The organism is Streptomyces sp. T39, from assembly GCF_008042045.1.
Classification (GTDB): domain Bacteria; phylum Actinomycetota; class Actinomycetes; order Streptomycetales; family Streptomycetaceae; genus Streptomyces.
In genome coordinates this window covers 585795-606398 of record NZ_RDBP01000037.1, presented here as the reverse complement: position 1 = coordinate 606398, position 20604 = coordinate 585795, and the positions used below count along the sequence as shown (strand labels likewise).

16 protein-coding genes and 3 pseudogenes are annotated in these 20604 nt (G+C 73.0%); 4 read left to right on the top strand and 15 right to left on the bottom strand.

What is annotated here, in order from left to right; all coding sequences use genetic code 11:
• Positions 1–162: 162 nt before the first annotated feature.
• From EAO77_RS25195 to EAO77_RS25155, 9 genes and pseudogenes are all read right to left on the bottom strand, one after another.
• Positions 163–1068 carry a S1 family peptidase gene (locus EAO77_RS25195; RefSeq protein ID WP_147990557.1) on the bottom strand — a complete coding sequence of 302 codons (906 nt, stop codon included), beginning with the start codon at positions 1066–1068 and terminating at the stop codon, positions 163–165.
• Positions 1069–1342: 274 nt separating this feature from the next.
• The gene (locus EAO77_RS25190; RefSeq protein ID WP_147990556.1) at positions 1343–2146 is read right to left on the bottom strand and encodes a DUF1684 domain-containing protein; all 804 of its coding nucleotides are present in this window, start codon (positions 2144–2146) and stop codon (positions 1343–1345) included.
• Positions 2143–3465, bottom strand: a complete 1323-nt coding sequence (locus tag EAO77_RS25185) for an NtaA/DmoA family FMN-dependent monooxygenase (protein ID WP_147990555.1) — start codon at positions 3463–3465, stop codon at positions 2143–2145. The genes EAO77_RS25190 and EAO77_RS25185 overlap by 4 nt, the downstream gene beginning before the upstream one ends.
• Entirely contained in the window at positions 3462–4499 is a 1038-nt protein-coding gene (locus tag EAO77_RS25180; RefSeq protein WP_147990554.1) for an LLM class flavin-dependent oxidoreductase, read from the bottom strand. The genes EAO77_RS25185 and EAO77_RS25180 overlap by 4 nt, the downstream gene beginning before the upstream one ends.
• A 38-nt stretch (positions 4500–4537) precedes the next feature.
• The gene (locus EAO77_RS25175; RefSeq protein WP_147990553.1) at positions 4538–5509 is read right to left on the bottom strand and encodes an ABC transporter substrate-binding protein; all 972 of its coding nucleotides are present in this window, start codon (positions 5507–5509) and stop codon (positions 4538–4540) included.
• Positions 5510–5583: 74 nt separating this feature from the next.
• Positions 5584–6336: an amino acid ABC transporter ATP-binding protein gene (locus EAO77_RS25170; protein WP_147991019.1), complete on the bottom strand. Its 753-nt coding sequence runs from the start codon at positions 6334–6336 to the stop codon at positions 5584–5586.
• A gap of 8 nt (positions 6337–6344) precedes the next feature.
• A pseudogene (locus EAO77_RS25165) lies at positions 6345–7235 on the bottom strand (amino acid ABC transporter permease); the annotation flags it as partial.
• Positions 7236–7377: 142 nt separating this feature from the next.
• Positions 7378–9069: pseudogene (locus tag EAO77_RS25160) on the bottom strand (FAD/NAD(P)-binding protein); the annotation flags it as partial.
• Positions 9066–9926 (bottom strand): amino acid ABC transporter permease, encoded by an 861-nt coding sequence (locus tag EAO77_RS25155; protein WP_147990551.1) that lies wholly within the window; start codon positions 9924–9926, stop codon positions 9066–9068. The gene EAO77_RS25155 and the pseudogene EAO77_RS25160, both read right to left, overlap by 4 nt.
• Positions 9927–10478: 552 nt before the next feature.
• Here EAO77_RS25155 and EAO77_RS25150 point away from each other — a divergent pair.
• Positions 10479–10976 (top strand): GNAT family N-acetyltransferase, encoded by a 498-nt coding sequence (locus EAO77_RS25150; protein ID WP_147990550.1) that lies wholly within the window; start codon positions 10479–10481, stop codon positions 10974–10976.
• Entirely contained in the window at positions 10973–11935 is a 963-nt protein-coding gene (locus EAO77_RS25145) for an ABC transporter substrate-binding protein (RefSeq protein WP_147990549.1), read from the top strand. Before EAO77_RS25150 ends, EAO77_RS25145 begins: the two co-directional genes overlap by 4 nt.
• Before the next feature lie 145 nt (positions 11936–12080).
• On the opposite strand, the gene EAO77_RS25140 is transcribed toward EAO77_RS25145, so the two are convergent.
• Positions 12081–13241, bottom strand: a complete 1161-nt coding sequence (locus EAO77_RS25140) for a DUF5685 family protein (RefSeq protein ID WP_147990548.1) — start codon at positions 13239–13241, stop codon at positions 12081–12083.
• A gap of 292 nt (positions 13242–13533) precedes the next feature.
• Here EAO77_RS25140 and EAO77_RS25135 point away from each other — a divergent pair, with 292 nt between their 5' ends.
• On the top strand, positions 13534–13965 hold the full coding sequence (locus EAO77_RS25135; protein ID WP_147990547.1) for a cell division protein SepF: 432 nt from the start codon (positions 13534–13536) through the stop codon (positions 13963–13965).
• Positions 13966–13988: 23 nt separating this feature from the next.
• On the opposite strand, the gene EAO77_RS25130 is transcribed toward EAO77_RS25135, so the two are convergent.
• Both EAO77_RS25130 and EAO77_RS25125 read right to left on the bottom strand, forming a co-directional pair.
• Entirely contained in the window at positions 13989–15179 is a 1191-nt protein-coding gene (locus EAO77_RS25130) for an acyl-CoA dehydrogenase family protein (protein ID WP_147990546.1), read from the bottom strand.
• An 86-nt stretch (positions 15180–15265) separates the two neighbouring features.
• On the bottom strand, positions 15266–17152 hold the full coding sequence (locus tag EAO77_RS25125; protein WP_261994131.1) for an MFS transporter: 1887 nt from the start codon (positions 17150–17152) through the stop codon (positions 15266–15268).
• Between the two features lie 434 nt (positions 17153–17586).
• On the opposite strand from EAO77_RS25125, the gene EAO77_RS25120 reads away from it, so the two are divergent.
• Positions 17587–18588, top strand: a complete 1002-nt coding sequence (locus EAO77_RS25120) for a phosphatase PAP2 family protein (protein WP_147990545.1) — start codon at positions 17587–17589, stop codon at positions 18586–18588.
• 82 nt (positions 18589–18670) lie between these two features.
• Here the strand turns inward: EAO77_RS25120 and EAO77_RS25115 are convergent, their stop codons facing one another.
• The 3 genes and pseudogenes from EAO77_RS25115 to EAO77_RS38840 form a co-directional block, all read right to left on the bottom strand.
• Positions 18671–18886, bottom strand: a complete 216-nt coding sequence (locus tag EAO77_RS25115; RefSeq protein WP_147990544.1) for an I78 family peptidase inhibitor — start codon at positions 18884–18886, stop codon at positions 18671–18673.
• 264 nt (positions 18887–19150) lie between these two features.
• Positions 19151–20164: a helix-turn-helix transcriptional regulator gene (locus EAO77_RS25110; RefSeq protein WP_147990543.1), complete on the bottom strand. Its 1014-nt coding sequence runs from the start codon at positions 20162–20164 to the stop codon at positions 19151–19153.
• A 148-nt stretch (positions 20165–20312) separates the two neighbouring features.
• Positions 20313–20604 (bottom strand): annotated as a pseudogene (locus tag EAO77_RS38840) (transferase); the annotation flags it as partial.

Below are 20604 nucleotides of genomic sequence, written 5' to 3'. Positions count from 1 at the left end.
ACGGCGTCTTCACAGAAAGGGCTCCCGCCGGTCGCCTTCCGAGGGCTGCCGGAATCCCCGGGGCGAAGGCCCCGGCCACGACGACGAGCCTCCGCCCGGCGGTCCGGGCGGAGGCTCGTCGTCGGTGCGGGAGGAGGCGGTCGCCCCCGGCCGGCAGGCGCCTCAGTAGACGCTGACCCCGTAGGCGCCGAGCGCCTCGGTGACCGGCTGGAAGAACGTCGTGCCGCCGGTCGAGCAGTTGCCGCTGCCGCCGGAGGTGAGGCCGATGGCCCGGCTGCCGGAGTACAACGGTCCGCCGGAGTCTCCCGGTTCGGCGCACACGTTGGTGCGGATCATGCCGTAGACGACGTCGCCGCCGCCGTAGTTGACGGTGGCGTTGAGACCGGTGACCGTGCCGCTGTGGGTACCGGTGGTGGAGCCCCGGCGGGTGACGGACATGCCGACGGTCGCGTTGGCCGCGCTGGTGATGTCGACACTGCCGACGGTGCCCGGGTGCGCCAGCGAGGTGTTGGAGTAGCGCACCAGCCCGTAGTCGTTGCCGGGGAAACTGGACCCGGCCGTGGGCCCGATGCTGGTGGTCCGCGCGGAGTTGGTGTACCAGGTGCCCGCGCCGTCGGTGCAGTGCCCGGCGGTCAGGAGGTAGTAGGTGCTGCCGCTGCGGACGTTGAAGCCGAGCGAGCAGCGCCAGCTGCTGGCGTAGATGGCGTCGCCGCCGGCGATGAGCTTGGAGAAGGTGCCGGGGGTGCGTTCGATGCGCAGGGCGCCGGCCTGGGGCCCCGCCTCGCGCTTGATCGCGGCGATCTCCGCCCGGGAGACGGTCGAGTCGGCGGTGACGACCAGGGTCCCGGTGGCCTGGTCGACGTGCCAGGCGGTGCCCGCGACGTCGGCGGCGAGCACGGCGTCGCTCGCGGCGGCGAGCTGTGCGGCACCGAACGCCGACGTCTGGTCGGCGTTCGCGGTGGCGGTGGGGACGGCCAGCGCCGCGGCCGCGATCAGGCCGGTGGCGACGGCGAGCAGACGGTTGCGTCTGCCGGAGGTACTGCGGGGGATGGTGCGCTTGATCCTCACGTGTCGTTCCTCCCGAGGGGAAAGGGGGCCCGTTCGTGGGGTCGGGGCCCGTGAGGCGCAGCCAGCGGGACGGTGCCGTCCCTTTCCGGACAGACCGTGCCCCTGACAAGCGCTGGTCGGGAGTATTCGCGGCGCCAACCCGCCACACAAGGGCGGAGAAGCCCGACAAGGGTGGATTTCGGCCACTGTTCGCGGGCACGGCGGAACGCCCCGGGGGCTCGCCGCCCCCGGGGCCTTCCGCGTCGCGCCGTGCCCGGTCGTCCGGTGGGACGGATCAGGCGCCCGCCAGGTTCCGTTCACCGGCGGCGACCGCCACCGGGAGGGTGTTCCCGGGCGGCGGGAAGGGGCAGATGAAGTGGTCGGCGAAGGCGCACGGCGGCAGCAGGGCGCGGTTGAGGTCGACGTCCACGGTGAGGTCGGCCGCCGGTGCGGCGGGCCGCAGGAAGCGGAACCGGTAGCTGCTCTCCCCGCTGGTGGCGTCGGCGAACACCGCCCACAGGGAGCCGTCGGGCTCGACGGCCGCGCGCAGGGTGTGCTCGGCGCCGTCGAGCACGAAGACGATCTCGCCCCCGAGGCCGAGCCCCCGTTCGCGCCCGTCCGCGTTCTCCACCCGGACGCTGCGGTGCTCCTCGTAGGGCCGGAAGTGCCCCCGGACCGCCCAGCGGGGGTCGTACGCGGTGGCCTCGATGCCCTTGAAGGCACGGCGGGCCGGGGCGTCCGGGTCGAAGTCCCGTACGGCCCAGAGTCCCTCACGCCGTATCACGACCAGCCGCCGGTCGCCGTGCGCGACCCGGGAGGCGGGGATCGGCCCGTGGTCGGCGGCGAGGGCGACGGTGCCGGTGAACGGCTTGCCGTCGAGGATGACGCCGTCCTCGGCGGCCGCGGTCAGCAGCACCTGCTCGCCGTCGTCCGTCCAGATGCCCGGGACGGCCGGAATTCGCCCCTCGGGGTGGTCGGCGAGCCAGTGGGTGCCCGTCAGGGAGAGCGGACCGTACGGCTCGGAGACGCTCGCGACGCGCTGTTCATGCCATTCCTGCCAGTTCCGCCGGTCGTCCCGGGAGGATGCGTCCGTGCTCATGCCGTCAACCCTTCCACACCGGTCCCGGCGAGACCGAGGTGCTCGCGCAGCGTGGTGCCGGTGTACCGGGTGCGGAACACACCGCGTTCCTGGAGGAGCGGAACGACGGTGTCGACGAAGTCGTCGAGGCCGCCCGGGGTCAGATGGGGCACCAGGATGAAGCCGTCGGCCGCGTCCTGCTCGACGAACTCCGCCATGGCGGCCGCCACCGTGGACGGCGTGCCGATGAACGACTGGCGGCTGGTGGTCTCGATGACCGTCTGCCGGATCGACAGCCCCTTCTCCTCGGAGAGCGCGCGCCAGCGGGCCGCCGCCTCGAACGGGTCGGCGTGGCGCACCCGGCCCTGGACGAGCGTCGACTGCGGGTCAGGGTCGATGTCGGGCAGCGGGCCGTCGGGGTCGTACGCGCTCAGGTCGCGGCCCCAGACGAGTTCCAGCGCGTGGAGGGCGTTCTGCGGGGAGATCTGCTGCCGGCGGATCTCGGCGGCACGCTCCTGGGCGTCGGCGTCGGTGTCACCGAGGACGACGGTGACACCGGGCATCAGTTTGAGGTCCTCCTCACGGCGGCCGTACCGGGGCAGGCGCCGCTTGACGTCGCGGTAGAAGGCCCGGCCGGCCTCCAGGGTGCCGTGCCGGGTGAAGATGATGTCGGCGGCGGAGGCGGCGAACTCCCGTCCCTCGTCGGAGTCCCCGGCCTGGATGACCACGGGCCGTCCCTGCGGCGAGCGCGGCAGGGCGGCCTCGCCCCCGAAGGTGAAGTGGTCGCCGGACCACTCGAAGGGCCGCGGGCCGCCGTCGTCGCTCGCCGCGTCCCACAGCGCGCGGGCCGCGGCGACGAACTCGGCGGCCCGCGTGTAGCGGTCGGCGCGGTCGAGGAACCCGCCGCGCCGGAAGTTCTCGCCGGTGAACGCGTCGGACGAGGTGACGACGTTCCAGGCGGCGCGGCCGCCGCTCAGCAGGTCCAGGGAGGCGAGACGGCGGGCCAGTTCCCAGGGCTCGTTGAAGGTGGCGTTGACGGTGGCGGCGAGGCCGAGGTGCGCGGTGACGGCCGCGAGGGCGTTCAGCACGGTGATCGACTCGGGCCTGCCGACGACGTCGAGGTCGTGGACCCGGCCCTTGTGCTCGCGCAGCCGCAGTCCCTCGGCGAGGAAGAAGAAGTCGAAGAGGCCGCGTTCCGCGGTGCGGGCCAGGTGGACGAAGGAGGCGAAGTCGATCTGGCTCCCGGACCGGGGGTCGGCCCACACGGTGGTGTTGTTGACCCCGGGGAAGTGGGCGGCGAGATGGATCTGCTTGCGGGGCTGCGTCGGGCCGGCGCTCATGAGGCTCCCCCGGTGGTGGCGTACTGGCTGACGGGGCGGGCGAGCCCGAGATGCCCGCGGAGGGTGGTGGCCTCGTACCGGGTACGGAACAGTCCACGCTCCCGCAGGGCGGCGACGGTCCCCCCGGTGATCCGGGCGAGGCCGGTCGCGGGGTCGAGGGGCACGAGGTGGAAGCCGTCCACGGCGCCGCCGGCGTGCCACCGGGCGATCAGGTCCGCGAGCTGTGCGGGGCTGCCGCCGAAGTGCCCGCCGCCCGGGGCGGATGCGGCCGGCCGGTCGCCGAGGTCGACGACGAGGGTGGCGAGGATCCGCAGCGTGCCGGGGTCGCGCCCGTGGGCGGCGGCGCGGGCGCGGATGTCCGCGCCGCGCGCGGCCGCCTCCTCGGCGGTGCCGGCCCGCAGGAGCACCACGTCGGCGTGGCGTGCGGCGGCGTCCCGGCTCACCGCCGCCGACGCGTCGACGACCGTGACCGGGTGGCCCTGGGGCGGCCGGGGCACGATCGAAGGCCCCCGCACGCCGAAGGTCGCGCCGGCGAAGTCGACGTAGTGCAGCTTGTCGCGGTCGACGAAGCGTCCTGTCGACGTGTCGCGTATCTCGGCGTCGTCCTCCCAGCTGTCCCACAGCAGCCGGGAGACCTCGGCCACGTCGCCCGCCTCCGCCCAGGCGGCCGCGGGACCGAGTGTCTCCCGGCGGCCGACGAGCCGGTTCTCGGCGGCCGAGGTCGACACGTCGACACGCCAGCCCGCCCGCCCCCGGCTGACCCAGTCGAGGGTCGCGACGCCCGCCTGGACGTGGAACGGCTCGGTGTGGGTGGTGGTCACGGTCGGCACCAGGCCGATCCGGCCGGTCTCCGGGGCGGTCCTGGCGAGCGCACCGAGCGCGTCGGGTCCGGGGCCGCCGAAGGAGTCGGCCAGGGTGACGAAGTCGAGCAGGCCCTCCTCGGCGGTCCGGGCGAGCCGGACGAGCCGGTCGGCGTCGTCCCGGGGTGGTCCGCCGATCTCGGCGGCGAGGTGGAGCGGGGCGGGGGCTGGCATGGAACGGCCTTTCGGTGGCGGTGGGTCGGTCTGCGGGGTCAGTCCCGCGGCTTCGGCAGCCCCGGCGGGTTGATCTCCGACTTCGGGACGGCCTCGCTCGCCAGCCCCCAGCGGTCCAGCACCTTGGCGTACGAGCCGTCCTGGATGACGTGGTCGATCGCGGCGGCGTACGCCTCGACCAGGCCGCTGTCCTTCTTCGTGGTGGCCGCGATCTTGCCCTGCACCTGGTCGCCGCCGCCGGAGAGCTTGCCGGCGATCTCGGTCTGCCCGGCGGAGGCGACGTGGTAGGCCGCGGACGGGTGGGGGCCGAGGTGGGCGTCGATCCGGCCGGACTGGAGGGCCAGGTAGTAGTCGGTGTCCTTCTGGAAGTACACGATGTCCACCGGCTCGCGTCCGGCCTTCTCGTTCTGCTCGCTCCAGTCGACCAGGATCTTCTCCTGGTTGGTCCCGGAGGACACCGAGATCTTCTTGCCCGCGACGTCGGCGGGGCCCTTGATGGCGCCCGCGCCCTTCCTGGTCTCGAAGGCGAGGTCGTCCAGCCGGTACGTGGCGAAGTCGTACTTCTCCTTGCGCTCCTCGGTCACGGTGACGTTGGAGAACACGGCGTCGAACTTGGAGCTGTCCAGGCCGACGAAGAGGTTCTCCCACGAGACCGCCTCGAACTCGACCTTCAGTCCGAGGGTGTCGGCGACCAGGGTCGCCAGGTCGATCTCGGACCCGATGCGGGTCTTGTCGTCGGTGGCGTAGAAACCGAGCGGGGGCGACGCGTCGGCGCTGGCGCCGATGCGCAGCGTGCCGCGCTCGCGGATCGCTGCGGGCAGCTTCGCCGCGGCGGCGTCGTTCTTCTTGCCGCGGATGCGGTCCTGGTCGGGGCCGATGTTGATGCCCGCGCCCTTGTGGCCCTCGGGCTTGACGGTGTTGTCGGCGGCGTCGCTCGTACCGCAGGCGGTGAGCGTGGCGGAGGCGGCGAGGGCGGCTACGGCGGTGAGAAGGGTGCGGCGGGACGGCACGAAGTGCTCCTTGCGACGAGGGGCCGGATGGCCGGGATGACGGGACGGGAGGCAGGACCGGTGGGCGGACGCGCTCACAGGACCTTGGAGAGGAAGGCGCGGGTGCGCTCCTGGCGGGGGTGGTCGAGCACCTCGCCGGGCGGGCCCTGTTCGACGATCCGGCCGTCGTCCATGAAGACGACCGTGTCGGCGACCTCGCGGGCGAAGCCGATCTCGTGGGTGACGACGATCATCGTGGTGCCCTGGGCCGCCAGGTCCTTGATGACGTCGAGGACCTCGCCCACGAGTTCCGGGTCGAGCGCCGAGGTCGGCTCGTCGAACAGCAGCAGCTTCGGTTCGAGGGCGAGCGCGCGGGCGATGGCCACCCGCTGCTGCTGCCCGCCCGAAAGCTGCTTCGGGTACGCGCCGGACTTGTCGGCGAGCCCGACCCGCTCCAGCAGCTTCCGCGCGGCGGCGACGGCCTCCTTGCGGGGCCGGCCGAGGGCCGAGACGGGCGCCTCGACGATGTTGTCGAGGACCGTCAGATGCGGGAAGAGGTTGAAGTTCTGGAAGACGAAGCCGATCCGGGTGCGCTGCTTGAGCACCTCCCGCTCGGGGAGTTCGTACAGCTTGTCGCCGGAGCGGCGGTAGCCGATCAGGGTGCCGTCGACGCTGACCCAGCCCCGGTCCACCTTCTCCAGGTGGTTGATGGTGCGCAGCAGCGTCGACTTGCCCGAGCCGGAGGGGCCGAGGACGACGGTGACCTCGCCGGCGCGCACGTCGAGGTCGATGCCGCGCAGCACCTCCAGCGACCCGAAGCTCTTGTGGACGGAGCGGACTTCGACCATGGCGTCGCTCATCGCGCTGCTCCCTTGGCGTAGTGGCGTTCGACGTAGTGCTGGAGGACGGAGAGCGCGGTGGTCAGGAGGATGTACCAGACCGTGGCGACCATCAGCAGGGGCACGACCCGGCCGTTGCGCCCGTAGACGACCTGGACCTGGTAGAAGAGTTCGCCGATCGCCATCACGGAGACGATCGAGGTGCCCTTGAAGAGCGAGATGATCTCGTTGGCGGCGTTCGGCAGGATGGAGCGCATCGCCTGCGGCAGCACGATCCGGCGTACCTGCCGCAGCCGGGGGATGCCGAGCGCGGCGGCGGCCTCGGTCTGGCCGCTGTCGACGGAGAGCACGCCGGCGCGCACGATCTCGGCCGCGTAGGCCGCCTGGTGCAGCGCGAGACCGAGGACGGCCGCGCTCATCGCGCCGACCAGGCCCATGGTGTCGAAGGAGACGAAGCCGGGCCCGAACGGGATGCCGAACTGCAGCTCCTTGTAGAGGTAGGCGAGATTGAACCAGAACAGCAGCTGGACGATGAGCGGGATCGACCGGAACGCCCAGATGTAGGTGAAGGCGACGCCCGAGAGGAAGCGGCTGTGGGAGAGCCGCATGAAGGCGAGCAGGATGCCGAGGGCGAAGCCGATGGCGGTGCCGTAGAAGGTGAGCTGGAGGGTGACCCAGACGGCCTTGACCACGGTCTCCGCGGTGAAGAACCGGGCGAAGACGTCCCACTCCCAGCCGGGGTTGGTGACCAGTCCGTGGGCGAACTGGGCGACGATGACCGCCGTCGCGGCGACGGCGACCCAGCGCCAGGGGTGGCGCAGGCGGACGATCCGCAGCGGCGGGGCGCCGTCGGCGGCGGGTGCGTCGTGCGGGCCGGCCGGGGCGGCGGCGTCCGGAGGGTCCGGTGGAAGGGGCCCGGCTGCGCCAGCTCCTGACCCTGTCCCGGGCCGGCGTCGTCCGCTTCGTCGGCCCGGACATCACCGTCGGGACGGACGAGGAACGCGGCGTGTTCACCGCCACCGGGGCCACCCTGCCCGGTGAGCGGATCGAGGCCGGGCCGCCGGTACGGGGCCGGGTGAACGCGCCCCCGCCGCGTGCGGTGGTGTGCGGGCCGAGGGCGAACCGGCGCGGGTGCGCCCGCCCCGCACGGTCGAGCACCCGCCCGTCGGCGGGGTCCACCGCCAGCAGTCCGCTGGCGCCGGCCGCCGCGCCGTCCTCGTACAGGGACCGCATCAGCGGGCTGCGGGTCAGCTCCGGGGTGGGGTCGGGCAGCCGTGCCTCGACGAGGGCGCGGGCCTCGATCCGCTCACCGGGCAGGGTGGCCCCGGTGGCGGTGAACACGCCGCGTTCCTCGTCCGTCCCGACGGTGATGTCCGGGCCGACGAAGCGGACGACGCCGGCCCGGGACAGGGCCAGGAGCTGGCGCAGCCGGGGCCCCGGGGGGCCGGAGGCGAGGTAGCTGAAGAAGCCGTGCCAGCCGCCGCCGATGTCGCCGCCGAGGGTGAGCAACTGGCCGTAGACCGAGAGCAGTCCGTGGAAGACGGCGAGGTCCGGGCTGTACCGGGGGTCGTGGCGCCGGTCGAGGTCCGCGGCGATGTGGGCGCGCAGCTCCTCCTGGAGCGCCTCGGGCGAGCTGTGGCGCACTCCGGCGAGCGGGCGGTCGAGCGCGCCGAGGTCGAGCCGGTCGGCGGGGTCGGGGACAGCCGCTGCGACGAGCGCGGCCAGTTCGGCGCTGCCCGGCCGTGCGGCGGCGTACTCCTTCTCGAAGGCGGGCCAGGGCGCCGAGGTGCGCTCGGGGTGGGCGGTGAAGAGCCGGTGGTAGTGGGCCCAGCCCAGCTCCTTGTCGACGAGTGGCCATATGTCGCGCCGGAAGTCCGGCGCGGTGCGGCGGCTCCTCAGCTCGGCGATCTGCTCGGGTCCGAAGAAGCGCGGCAGCGGCGGGCGTTCGCCGCCGGTGGTGTAGCCGATCTTGGAGCGGTACGGCACGCCTCTGCGGGAGCCCACCCAGAGCACCGGTTCACGCCCCGACGCCACGTACTCCCCGTCGCGGTGCTGTCCGCCCCGGCCCTCGGTCAGCAGGACCATGAGGTCCACGAAGGCGAGTCCGAATCCGCGGACGAGCACCGCCTCGCCTGCGGGCAGGGCGCTCAGGTCGGCGTCGGCGGTGAAGTCCGGCGGCAGGTGGAGCAGCCGGTGGCGGCGGGCGAAGGCGGCGAGGCGCCGCTGCTCGGCGTCCGGTTCGGCGTCCAGGTGGCCGAGGGTGAGCACCACCAGGTCGGCTTCCAGGGGGAGGTCGCGCCCTGCCAGCCGTACGCGCTGCCGCCCGCCGTACGGGCCCTCGACCCGCAGGGCGGTGGTGCGGTGTTCGTGGACGGTGACGGTCGGCGGCAGAGCGGCGCGCGCCCGCTCGTACACCCAGCGCAGATACGCGGACTGCTCCTGCCGGGTGGGGAAGCGCTGTCCGTCGGTGCCGGACCATTCGGCGTACGTGGGGCCGGGCAGTACGGGGCCGTCCTGCCGGACGGTGTCGTCGGTGAACATGGTGACGTCCTCCGCCATGGAGTTCATCCACAGCAGGGGCGACTGGTCGTGACGCCATATCCGGCCGCCGCCGGGCGGGTGGGGGTCGACGAGGTGGATGTCCAGCGGCAGGTCGCCGTAGAGCTCGGGCACGCTGGCCGCGAGTCTCTCCAGGACGCCGGTCCCCCGCGGCCCGGCGCCGATGATCACGAGGGAGGTCACCGGGCACCGACCGTGCCGCGTGCGTAGTACTTCTCGACGTAGTGCTGCCCGACGGACAGGATCGTGGTGACGGCCGCGTACCAGATGGTGGCGACCAGCAGCAGGGGCACCACCTGGTAGGTGCGGTGGTAGACGAGCTGCACGGAGTAGAGCAGGTCCTGCACGGCGATGATGCTGACGATCGAGGTGCCCTTGAGAGTGCCGATGAGCATGTTGCCCGCCGGCGGCACGATGGCGCGCATGGCCTGCGGCAGCACGATCCTGCGCAGCCGGCGTCCGCGCCCGAGGCCGAGCGACTGGGCGGCCTCGATCTGGCCCGGTTCGACGGACAGGATGCCGCCGCGGACGACCTCCGCCGCGTAGGCCGCCTCGTGGAGGGTGAGCCCGATGACGGCGATGGTCACCGGTCCGAGCAGGTCGACGGTCCGCACGCCGAAGATCTGCGGGTACAGGGCGCCGATGTTGAACCAGAAGAGCAGCTGCACCAGCAGCGGTGTGGAGCGCAGCAGCCAGATGTACCCGCGGCTGACGTGGGCGAGCACCGGGTTGGCGGACAGGCGCATCACGGCGAGCAGGGTGCCGAGGGCGAAGCCGAGCACCATGACGACGGCGGTCAGCCAGAGGGTGAGTCCCAGGCCGCGCAGCACGGACGCGGAGGTGAAGTACTCGCCGACGACGGGCCACTGGAAGGCGTCGTTGCGGACGACGGAGGTGCCGATCACCGCCAGCAGCAGCAGGACGACGGCTGCGGCCAGCCACTGGCCCGTCCTGCGCGCCGGCACGATGCGCGGCGGCGGGGACTGGTCGTCGGTCTCGGCGGGGGGCGACACGGGGAGGGCGTCGGTGGGCACGGCCATGCGAAGGCTCCGTGGATGCTGAGATCTAACACGGGTGGTGCCTTCACGGGACACACAGGCGACCGAGCCCCTCAGCAGCGGTCGTGTGCCCGAGGTAAGCGGTCGCGCACCCGTTCTGTCAAGCCTGTCCGGACTGTGGGCGCCTGGGCGCCCGGCAGTTGACGGGGATACGGAAGCCTGCTCCACTTGGGCCATGCATTCGCAGCAGTGGCTGGTCACGCGCTCCCACATCGACTTCGGTCGCGTGTGGTCCTCTTCCTGTTGAGCCGTCCTCCGCTGTACCGGTCCCGTCGCGTCCGCTGACGCCGGCCGCCGTGCCGCTTTCCCGGTGAACCCCGCGCTCCGCGCCGGGGTGTTCCGCCGACGCCGCCCGTAGCGGGCGGCCACGCCTCCCGTCCGTCACCTGACGCCCACGCGTGCCTTCACACCCTCCGCACCTCCGCGGCTCCCCTCGCCGCATCCCTTCCGCACACCTCCGTCCGCCCTGCCCTCCCGCTCCGCCGGGACCGGGCGGGCCCGACCGGGCAACCCACCTAGGACACCGGGACACGCATGACCGTCACCCCGAGCCCTGGCCCCGCGCTGACCGTGCGGCGGACCACGGTCGACGATCCGCTGGCCGGCCCGCTGCTCGCGGAGCTGGCCCACGAGTACCTGACCCGCTACGGGTCCGCCGAGGACCTGCAGCGGTACGCACCACAGGAGTTCGCCCCGCCCGACGGCGCCTTTCTGCTGCTCCTGGAGCGCGGCCGGCCCGTCGCCGGGGGTGCCTACCGCCGCTTCGACGCGACGACGGCCGAACTGAAGCGCATCTGGACGCACTCGGCGCACCGCCGCCGGGGCCTCGCCCGGCGGGTGCTGCGCGTCCTGGAGCTCGACGCCGCCGAACGCGGCTACGCACGGATCTTCCTGACCACCGGACCACGGCAGCCCGAGGCCAAGGGCCTCTATCTGGCCGCCGGTTACCGCCCGCTCTTCGATCTGTCCGCAGATCCGGAGTCGATCGGCCATCTGCCGTTCGAAAAACACCTGGAGAACCACGTCTCATGAGCAGGACACGCCACTCGCTGACGTTCGCGCTGATCACCGCCGCCGCACTGTCCCTCACCGCCTGCGGTTCGGACGGGGGCGGAGGCGGCGGGGCCGCGCAGCCGGCACCGGCGGCCAAGGGCGCCGCGCCCGCCGGGCAGGGGGAGCTTCCCGTCACCGACGTCGTCTCTCAGGTGAAGAAGGACCAGGCGGCAGCGGATCTGCTGCCCGAGGACATCCGCAACCGGGGCACCCTGAAGATCGCGGCGGCCATCGGCAACCCGCCGAACGCCACCTACCTCAAGGACGGCAGGACCCTCGTCGGCCAGGACATCGACTTCGCCGACGCCGTCGCCAAGGTGCTCGGCCTGCGGCTGGAGCGCGAGGTCGCCAGCTTCGAGGCCATCCTCCCCTCGCTCGGGAGCGGCAAGTACGACGTGGGCACCGGCAACTTCGGGGTGACCGAGGAGCGCCGCAAGACCATCGACTTCGTCACGTACATCAACGACGGACAGGGCTTCGCCGCGCTGGAGAAGTCCGCTGCGAAGAAGGTGTCCTCCTTCGAGGACCTGTGCGGGCTGAAGGTCGCCACCGGCGCGGGCACCACGTTCGAGGCCGTACTGGAGAAGAACAAGGGCGTCTGCGAGGCCGCCGGCGAGAAGCCGTACGAGGTGCAGACCTACGCGGAGCCCGGAGCCGTGTGGATCTCCCTCCACCAGGGACGCAGCGACATCGTGATGAGCACCATCAACGGCCTGCGCTACGCGGTGACCCAGCAGCCGGGCACGACGTTCCTCAACGAGTTCAAGCGCCTCGACGTCGGCTTCGCCTTCAAGAAGGGCACGCCGCTGGCGCCGGCGTTCCAGGCCGCGGTGAACAGGCTCAAGGCGGACGGGACCTACGACAGCATCCTGAAGAAGTGGGGGACGACCGAGTCGGCGATCGAGACCTCGCAGATCTCGCCGCCCGAGATCAAGTGACCCGGCCGCCGGACGGCGCCGCGCCGCCGTCCGGCTCCGGCACGGCGCCTGTCGCCCGCCGCCGGCACGGTGCGACGCCCCGTCAGGACCTCTCCTGGCGGGGCGTCGTGGCGTGGTCCCGGCCGTCCGGCCCGGCGTGGGCGGTTCAGCAGTCGCAGCCGCAGTCGCAGCCCTCGCAGCAGGAGCAGCCGTCCGAACAGCAGGAGCAGCAGTCGCAGCAGCTGCCGCAGTCGCAGCTGCTGCACATGCCCTCCCGGCGCTGCCCGCTCCACGGGTCCTCGAAGGTCCCGCAGCACATCTGGCAGGTGCAGGCGAGTCCGGCCCACACCAGGCAGCCCGCGATCAGACCGCGCCGGTCGCGCCGGGGCGGCTCGGGCGGCAGCGGAGCACCGGGGCCGCCGGGGGCGTAGGGGTTGCCGGGCGGGTACGGCCCGGGCTGGTGCGAGCAGGTCGTGGTGCCGAAGGCCCGGTCCACGGAGTTGCGCAGCTCGTGGGCGAGCAGCACGTGCACCAGGCGGTCGTCGGTGAAGTCGGCGTCGCGCAGCGCCAGCCGGATGCCGTGCACCGCGTCGTCGGCGAGCCGGCGCGCCTCGGTGAGCGGGGTGCCGGTCGCGGTGAGCGGGTTCCAGGCGCCCGAGGCGGCGTCGGCGTGCTGGTCCTCCACGGCGTCCAGCAGGTGCGCGAGCCGCCCGAAGAGCCGTCCTGCCTCGGCGAGCGGGGCGGTGTTCCCGGGGCGGCCCGCCAGGACCGCGGTGTGGGCGAAGGCGGCCGCGGTGGCCGTCTCGGTGGGCTCGGTGACGGTGAGCAGCGGTGTGCCGGGACCCGCCAGCGCCTCGATGCCGGTCTGCCGGTCGACCGCGTCGACGAGGACGGCGGTGTCGAAGCCGAGCGCGGCCCCCGAGCGGGCGCCGGCCCGGTCCCAGCCGGCGGCGACCCGGCGTGCGGCCGCGGCGACGGGGCGGCGCGCCAGGAGGCCGTCGCCGTCGGCGACGTGGTCGCGCACCTTGGCCGAGGCGAGGACGAGCGACACGGCGGCGGCCAGTTTCGCGCCTTCGCCGCGGGCGACGGGCGCGGTGCGCATGGCGCGCAGCGGACAGGGCCCCGCGGTGCGGCGGCCCTCGGGAGTGCGCTCGGTCTGAGCCTCCGTCAGGACCGAGACGATCAGGCCGTCGTAGTTGGTCACGACACGGGCGAACTGCCCGTGGTCGGCGCGCAGGGCGAGGCAGAGCCCGCACAGATGCGCCATCCACTCGGTCCTGAGCGCGTCACCGAGCCGGTGCGTGCAGGGCCTGACTATTCCGAACACAGACGATCCCCCGGGAGTCGTTCAACTCATCGGGGGCATCGTATCGATGAGCCCGTTCACCCGGACGCCCCCGGCGTCACCCGTCTGGTCCGACTTTTATATTTTGATCCCCTCATGCCCCCTGCACAGGAAGAACCTTGACGAATCGCCACATCTTCTGCACCAGTACCGTCACGAATCTCCTGCGCGCCGACTATCCACTTGGCGTGCGATCCGCATTATGGACGACCATAGGGGTGCGGATACGACAGAGACCGCAGTGCGACCACTGCAGCAGCGGAAGGAGGCGTCCATGGGTTCGGTGCGCAAGGCGAGCGCCTGGCTGGGACTCGTCGAGGACGACGGGCGTTACTACGACGACGAGTACGCCGAGGGCCAGGAGGCGGGTGACGCGTGGGTCACCGACCCCCGGGTGCGCGTGGCCTCCGAATCCGCGTCGCAGGAGGGTCGCCGGATCGCGACCGTCTCCCCGGACGGGTTCCGGGACGCCCGCGGCATCGGCGAGCTGTTCCGTGACGGTGTCCCCGTCATCGTGAACCTGACCTCGATGGAGCCCGGCGACGCCAAGCGTGTCGTGGACTTCGCGGCGGGGCTCTGCTTCGGTCTGCGCGGTTCGATCGAGCGGGTGGCGACGCGGGTGTTCCTGCTGACCCCCGCCGACACCCGGATCGTCAGCGGGGATCCCGCGGGCCGTTCGCAGGACGGCTTCTTCAACCAGAGCTGAGCAGGGCGCCCGCCGGCCCCGGACTACCGGAAGGCGTCGAGGCCGGTGAGTGCCTTGCCCAGCACCAGCTGGTGCATCTCGACGGTGCCCTCGTAGGTGAGCACCGATTCGAGGTTGGTCGCGTGCCGCATGACCGGGTACTCCAGTGAGATCCCGTTGGCGCCGAGAATCGTGCGCGCGGTGCGGCAGATCTCGATCGCCTCGCGCACGTTGTTGAGCTTCCCGAAGCTGACCTGCTCGGGCCGCAGCCGCCCGGCGTCCATGCGCCTGCCGAGGTGGTGGGCGAGCAGGATCCCCTTGTGGAGCTCGACGGCCATGTCGGCGAGCTTGGCCTGGGTGAGCTGGAAGCCGCCGATGGGCCGGCCGAACTGCTCGCGCGTCCGCGCGTAGTCGAGCGCCGCTGCGAAGCTCGACCGCGCCGCCCCCATGGAACCCCAGACGATCCCGTAGCGGGCGTGGCTCAGACAGCTGAGCGGCCCGCGCAGGCCGGTGACCTCCGGCAGCACGGCGTCGCCCGGCAGCCGCACGCCGTCCATCACCAGCTCGCTGGTCACCGACGCCCGCAGCGACCACTTGTGCGTGATCTCGGGCGCGGAGAAGCCGGGGCTGTCGGTGGGCACCACGAAACCGCGGATGCCGTCGTCGGTCTGCGCCCAGACGACGGCGACCCCGGCGACGGATCCGTTGGTGATCCACATCTTGCGGCCGCTGAGCACCCAGTCGGATCCCTCGCGCTTGGCGTGGGTGCGCATGCCCGCGGGGTCCGAGCCGTGGTCCGGCTCGGTGAGGCCGAAGCAGCCGATGATCTCCCCGGCCGCCATGCCGGGCAGCCACCGCTGCTTCTGCTCCTCGGACCCGAAGCGGTGGATGGCGTACATCGCCAGCGAGCCCTGGACGGAGACGAGGGATCGGATGCCGGAGTCGGCCGCCTCCAGTTCCAGGCAGGCGAGGCCGTACTGGACGGCGGAGGCGCCCGCGCAGCCGTAGCCGTCGAGCGACATGCCGAGGGCCCCGATGGAGCCGAGCTCGCGGGCCAGTTCGCGGATGACGGGGAGCTCGCCGCGTTCGTACCAGTCGGCGATGTGGGGCAGGACCCGGTCGGCCGCCCAGGTGCGGACGGTGTCGCGCACCGCGAGCTCCTCGGCGTCGAGCAGGTCGTCGAGGCCCAGGGGGTCGGCGGGGTCGAAGGCGGGGAGCTTCGAGGATGCGGACATGGGGTGACCTCCGGCGGCTCTCACGGCGGGACTGCTGACGACAGGCGCAAAAACTAGCAGTGCTAGTTACCGCCTGACGTTACGGCTCAGTGTGCCGCGCGTCCAGACCCGGCGGCCTCGGCGCGCTCACGTTCGTCGGCGCTCGGCGCCCTGCGCCCGGCCGGCGCCTCGGGCACGGAGCGCGCCTGCGGGTCGCACGGCAGGGGGGCGCCGCCCCCGGCCCGCCGGGCGGTGGGGACGCCGTCGCCTTCGCCGCGGTGCTCCGGCTCGCCGGCTCGCCGGGCCGTGGGGACGCCGTCGCCTTCGCCGCGGTGCTCCGGCTCACCGGCCCGCCGGGCCGTGGGGACGCCGGGATCCGGCCGGCCGGACGCGGGCTCGGGGATGTCGGCGGCGGGCATCCGGGCCGCGGGGACCGTGCCCGTCCCTTCCACCGCGCCGGACGCCTCCATGCGCCGGGGCAGGCGCAGCGCGGCGGCCGCGCCGAGCAGCAGCAGCCCGGCGCTGACCACCAGGGTGACGTGCAGACCGTGGACGAAGGCGTGACGGGCCGTGGTGCGCAGCAGGTCGCCCGCGGCGCCGCCGAGCCGTTCGGCCTCCTGGTACGCCTCGCCGAGGGAGTGGGCCGCGGCCTCGCTCGCCGAGCGCGGCACACCGCCGAGCCCGGCGACCGGGGGGCCGTACGCGGCGTTCATCACGCTGCCGAGCAGCGCGATGCCCATCCCGGCGCCCAGTTGGTACGAGGTCTCGCCGATGGCGGCGGCTCCGCCGGCCTGCTCCGGCGGGGCCTCGCTGAGCATGGATTCGTAGGCGGCGAAGAGCGTGGTCTGGAGGCCGAAGCCGAGCAGCACGAACCCCGCGGTGAGCAGCAGGGGCCGGTCGTGCTGCCCCATCAGGACGAGCAGCAGCACCGCGCCCGCGGTCAGCACGAACCCCCAGCCGACCATCCGGCGGGGCCCGACGCGGCTGAGGGTGTACGAGCCCGTGGCCCCCGCGGCCATCGCGGCGAAGGTCAGCGGCAGCAGGCGCAGGCCCGTCTCCAGCGGGCTGAGCCCGAGGATCAGCTGGAGGTACTGGACGGCGATCAGCTCCAGGCCGACCAGCGCCAGCATGGCGAGCACGATGCAGCCGACGGAGGTGGTGAAGGCGGCCCGCGAGAACATCCGCATGTCGATGAGCGGATGCGTGCGCCGCCGCTGCCGCCGCACGAAGAGGACGACGAGAAGGCAGCCGGCGAGCAGCGGGCCGGTGGCCCCGGGATCGAGCAGGCCGTGGCCCGCGCCCAGCCGCTTGACCCCGAGGACCGCACCCAGCACGCCGCCGGCCGCCATCAGGGCGCCGAGCACGTCCCAGGGCCCCTCGCTGTCGCCGCGCGACTCGGGCAGCAGCCACTTCCCCGCGGGCAGGATGAGCGCCATCAGCGGGATGTTGATCAGGAAGACCGAGCCCCACCAGAAGTTCTCGACGAGGAACCCGCCGAGCACCGGCCCGGTCGCGGCGCCCACGGCGGCGACGGCGGTCCAGATGCCGATCGCGGTGGCCCGCTCCCGCCGGTCGGGGAAGACGTCGCGCAGGATCGACAGGGTGGCGGGCATGATCATCGCGCCGCCCGCACCCAGCAGGACCCGTGCGCCGATGAGCACCTCGGGGGTCGGCGCGAAGGCCGCGACCGCGGAGGCCGCGCCGAAGACGGCGTAGCCGAGCAGCAGGAGCCGTCTGCGCCCGACCCGGTCGCCGAGCGTGCCGAACATGATGAGCAGCGAGGCGCAGACGAGCGGATAGGCGTCCACGATCCACAGCAGCTCGACGCCGTTCGGACGCAGGTCCTCGGTGACGGCGGGGACGGCGACGTGCAGCACGGTCGCGTCGAGCGCGACCAGCAGCAGACTGACGCACAGGACGAAGAGGACGACCCAGCGGTTGGCGCCGCCGCCGACGGAGCGCAGACGTGCCCCGGCCGTGGTCGTCACCGACATGTACGAACCTCCCGTAGAGTCCTCGCGCTCGGCGGACCGGCCCGTATCGGTGCTGCTAGGAGTCCCGCGGGCCGCCCGGCATCGACGGGCGAGTGAGCCGTCAGCGTACGCGAGTTCCCGTCCGGTGCGCGTGGTCGATCTCTCACGACCCGCGGCGCCCCGGTGTGTCGTACGCCACTCCCCCGCGCCGCGTGCGGGGATCGCGCCCGCCCCTGAACGCCATGGAAATTCCGCACGGAACGGCGGTGAACCATTCGCCGCCGGGGCGCGTAATCCCTTGGCGGGGGCCGTGCGGCAAATGAGGAAGCCCTTCCCCGCAATTCCCGGGCGGGCCCCGGAATTGAGTGGAGCTGAGACAAACTCCACATCACATAGGCATCACGAAAGGAGTGGATCGACCTGACCGGACACTCACTCCCTGTAACGTCGATTGGGTGCGTACCGACATCTTTGCCCGGCTGGACCGGGAGCCGGAACCGCCGAAGATAGAGATCCCGCGGATGAGCCGCACGCGTCTCGCCCTCTTCGGCGGGACGTCCGCGTTCTACGCGGCCATCGTCGTCGCCGTGCTGGCGTCGACGTGGCTCGTGGCACTCGACTGGAAGCTGATGCTCTTCCGGCCCTACGAGCAGTGGCCCGAACAGCACGCGTTCCTCGACTACTTCGTGGTGCTCGGCCAGCGCGGCCCGACGGCCGTGATGGTGGCGGCATGGCTGGGCTGGCGCTCCTGGCGCCAGCACACCCTCAGGCCCCTCCTGGCGCTCGGCGCGGCTCTGCTGCTGCTGAACCTCACGGTGGGCGCGGTCAAGATCGGACTCGGCCGGCTCGGCCCCCACTACGCGACACAGATCGGCTCGGCCGAGCTGTTCGCGGGCGGCGATATATTTCCTTCCGGACATACCGCCAATGCCGTGGTGACCTGGGGCATTCTGGCCTATCTCGCCACGACGCCGAGGGCGCGCCGCTACCTGTCGGCCCTCTCCGCCGTGGTCTCCCTCGGGGTCGGGCTCACCACCGTGTACCTGGGTACGCACTGGCTGAGCGATGTCCTCCTCGGCTGGGCGGCGGGGCTGCTGATCCTGCTGGCCCTGCCGTGGTGCGAGCCGCTGATCGGCCGCGCCGAGGCCTGGATCCTCGGCCTGCGGGACCGGTGGCGCTCCCGCCGGGTGCTCACGCCGTCGCGGCCCGTCGCGGCGGGCGGCCCGCGGCCCGGGCTCGTGCCGCAGCGCGACCCGGTACCGCAGCCGGAGGGCGGCGCGCCGCACGAGCCGGTCGCCGTCGCCGGCACCGCGGCCCGGCCGTCCGGTTCGGCGGCGACCACGCGGACGGCCACGCACGCGTCCCCGCGGGCGCACGCGGTGCGCTCCGAGCGCTCACCCGTCACCCCGACGGGCAGCAGACGCCCGCCCCACTCGCGGCACGTGACGGGCGGCTGAGCGGGCGAGGACGAAACCGAAGGGCCCCGGGCACGACGTGCGCCGGGGCCCTTCGCGGTGGAGCGGTCGGCCGCGGGGGCGGTCAGCCCTTCCAGCAGCGGACGACGGTCCCGTCCTGCACCTCGAAGTTGAGCCGGCCCGCCATGTACTCCATGGTGATGATCGAGCCGGGCGGCAGCGATCTCACCGGCGACCAGCCGCGGTCGCGGGCGATCCGCTCGGCCGGGCCGGCGTCGAGGCCGACATAGGCGTCGAGCGCGTCGTCGGGCTGTTCCTGAGGAGTCGGCGGGGTTCCCATGCCCTCCACCGTAGGCGGCCGCACACGGTGACGGAAGCCGGACGGGTGATCGTCGCCAGCAGTCCGGCGTAGCGCACCGGTCACGCTTCTGTCACAGGATCCCGACACGTGTTCTGCGGCCGTTCCGCTCGAACTCGTTCACTCGAACGGGCACTTCCGAACGCGGCTCTCTCTGATTCCCCGGAATCCGGAAAGCATGCGGAATCAATTACCGGGAATTACGCCGTGCGCCTCGGCACGGCGAATTGACACCGTGCAGGGAATTCACGGCTTCCTCACAGGATCCCCATCATCGGTCGGCGTGACAGGTCCGCCGCCGGCGGCGAGCGCACGGGAGAGCCGGTCGCGCACCGTCCTGATCCGGTCGGTCAGCTCGGGGGGTTCGACGACCTCGAAGTCGACGCCGAGCAGCATCACGTGGATCACCAGCACGTCCAGGTTCGGGGCGCCGGTGCTCAGCACGCAGCGGCTGTCGTCCACCGCCTCCAGCACCCCGACCGACGGGCCGATGACCTCCGCGGCCCGTTCGGCGGAGGTGTGGAGCGTGAGCACCGCCCGGGCCGCGTACACCTGGGTCGAGACGCCCTGGGAGACATAGGCGGCCAGGTCGTCCGCCGGCGGGGTGCGGGGTGCGAAGCGCGGCCCGTGCGGAGGTTTCGGGGTGATGCGGTCGCTGCGGAAGGTGCGCCAGCCCGCCCGTTCCACGTCCCAGGCGACGAGGTACCAGCGGTGCTCGGTGCAGACCAGCCGGTGCGGCTCCACGGTGCGCCGGGTGGCCGTGCCGTTGTGGTCCAGGTACGCGAAGCGCAGCACCTCGCTGTCGCGGCAGGCGTGGGCCAGTTCGGTCAGCAGGGCCGGGTCGACGGCCGCGCCCTGACGGGCCCGCAGCATCGGGACCGTGACGGCGTTGAGCGCGCTCACCCGGCGGCGCAGCCGGCTCGGCAGCACCTGCTCCAGCTTGGCGAGCGCGCGCACGGACGTCTCCCCGATGCCCTCGATGCCCTGGCCGGCCGCGGTGCGCAGCCCGACGGCCACGGCGACGGCCTCGTCGTCGTCGAGCAGCAGCGGCGGCAGCTCGGCGCCCGCGCCGAGCCGGTAGCCGCCGCCCGTGCCGGGGCTGGCGTCGACCGGGTAGCCGAGATCGCGCAGCCGGTCGACGTCCCGCCGCACCGTGCGCGGCGTGACACCCAGCCGGTCGGCGAGGTCGGCGCCCGACCATTCGCGGTGGGCCTGCAGCAGGGACAGCAGGCGCAGCAGACGTGCCGAGGTCTCCAACATGGCGCCGAGTCTGCCACCCCTTGCGGACACCTTCGGTCCGCAAGGGGGCGGGGAGCGGGGCCGGGGCCGGGAAGCGAACGGCGCGGGTCCGGCCCGGAGCGGACCGGATGCCCCGGGCGGGGCTTCCGGTCCACGAGGCGCGGTGGGCTCAGGCGGGCGGCGTCAGGCGGATGTCGAGTTCGTTGTCCGCCGTGTAGCAGGGGACGGCACGGTAGGCGGCCGTGCGGTGCTCGGGGAAGCGGAAGATCTCCCGCTTGTCCCAGACGTCGTCGAGGATGCGCGAGATCCGCAAAGCCGCCGCCCCGGCCGAGGGGCGCAGCCACAGCTCCCACGTCCTCTCCTGTCCGCCGCCCGCCTCGGCCAGCGGGGCGTAGGGGAGGGTGAAGCCGAACTCCCCGCCCTCCCCTACGCCCCGCTGGCCGAGGCGGGCGGCGGACAGG

Excerpts from the sequence above, each read along its gene's own strand:
- EAO77_RS25145 (WP_147990549.1), top strand. The coding sequence starts at position 10,973 with ATGAGCAGGACACGCCACTCGCTGACGTTCGCGCTGATCACCGCCGCC.
- EAO77_RS25155 (WP_147990551.1), bottom strand. The coding sequence starts at position 9,926 with ATGGCCGTGCCCACCGACGCCCTCCCCGTGTCGCCCCCCGCCGAGACC.
- EAO77_RS25110 (WP_147990543.1), bottom strand. The coding sequence starts at position 20,164 with ATGTTGGAGACCTCGGCACGTCTGCTGCGCCTGCTGTCCCTGCTGCAG.
- EAO77_RS25170 (WP_147991019.1), bottom strand. The coding sequence starts at position 6,336 with ATGGTCGAAGTCCGCTCCGTCCACAAGAGCTTCGGGTCGCTGGAGGTG.
- EAO77_RS25130 (WP_147990546.1), bottom strand. The coding sequence starts at position 15,179 with ATGTCCGCATCCTCGAAGCTCCCCGCCTTCGACCCCGCCGACCCCCTG.
- EAO77_RS25180 (WP_147990554.1), bottom strand. The coding sequence starts at position 4,499 with ATGCCAGCCCCCGCCCCGCTCCACCTCGCCGCCGAGATCGGCGGACCA.
- EAO77_RS25185 (WP_147990555.1), bottom strand. The coding sequence starts at position 3,465 with ATGAGCGCCGGCCCGACGCAGCCCCGCAAGCAGATCCATCTCGCCGCC.
- EAO77_RS25115 (WP_147990544.1), bottom strand. The coding sequence starts at position 18,886 with ATGGGAACCCCGCCGACTCCTCAGGAACAGCCCGACGACGCGCTCGAC.
- EAO77_RS25135 (WP_147990547.1), top strand. The coding sequence starts at position 13,534 with ATGGGTTCGGTGCGCAAGGCGAGCGCCTGGCTGGGACTCGTCGAGGAC.
- EAO77_RS25125 (WP_261994131.1), bottom strand. The coding sequence starts at position 17,152 with ATGTCGGTGACGACCACGGCCGGGGCACGTCTGCGCTCCGTCGGCGGC.
- EAO77_RS25190 (WP_147990556.1), bottom strand. The coding sequence starts at position 2,146 with ATGAGCACGGACGCATCCTCCCGGGACGACCGGCGGAACTGGCAGGAA.
- EAO77_RS25150 (WP_147990550.1), top strand. The coding sequence starts at position 10,479 with ATGACCGTCACCCCGAGCCCTGGCCCCGCGCTGACCGTGCGGCGGACC.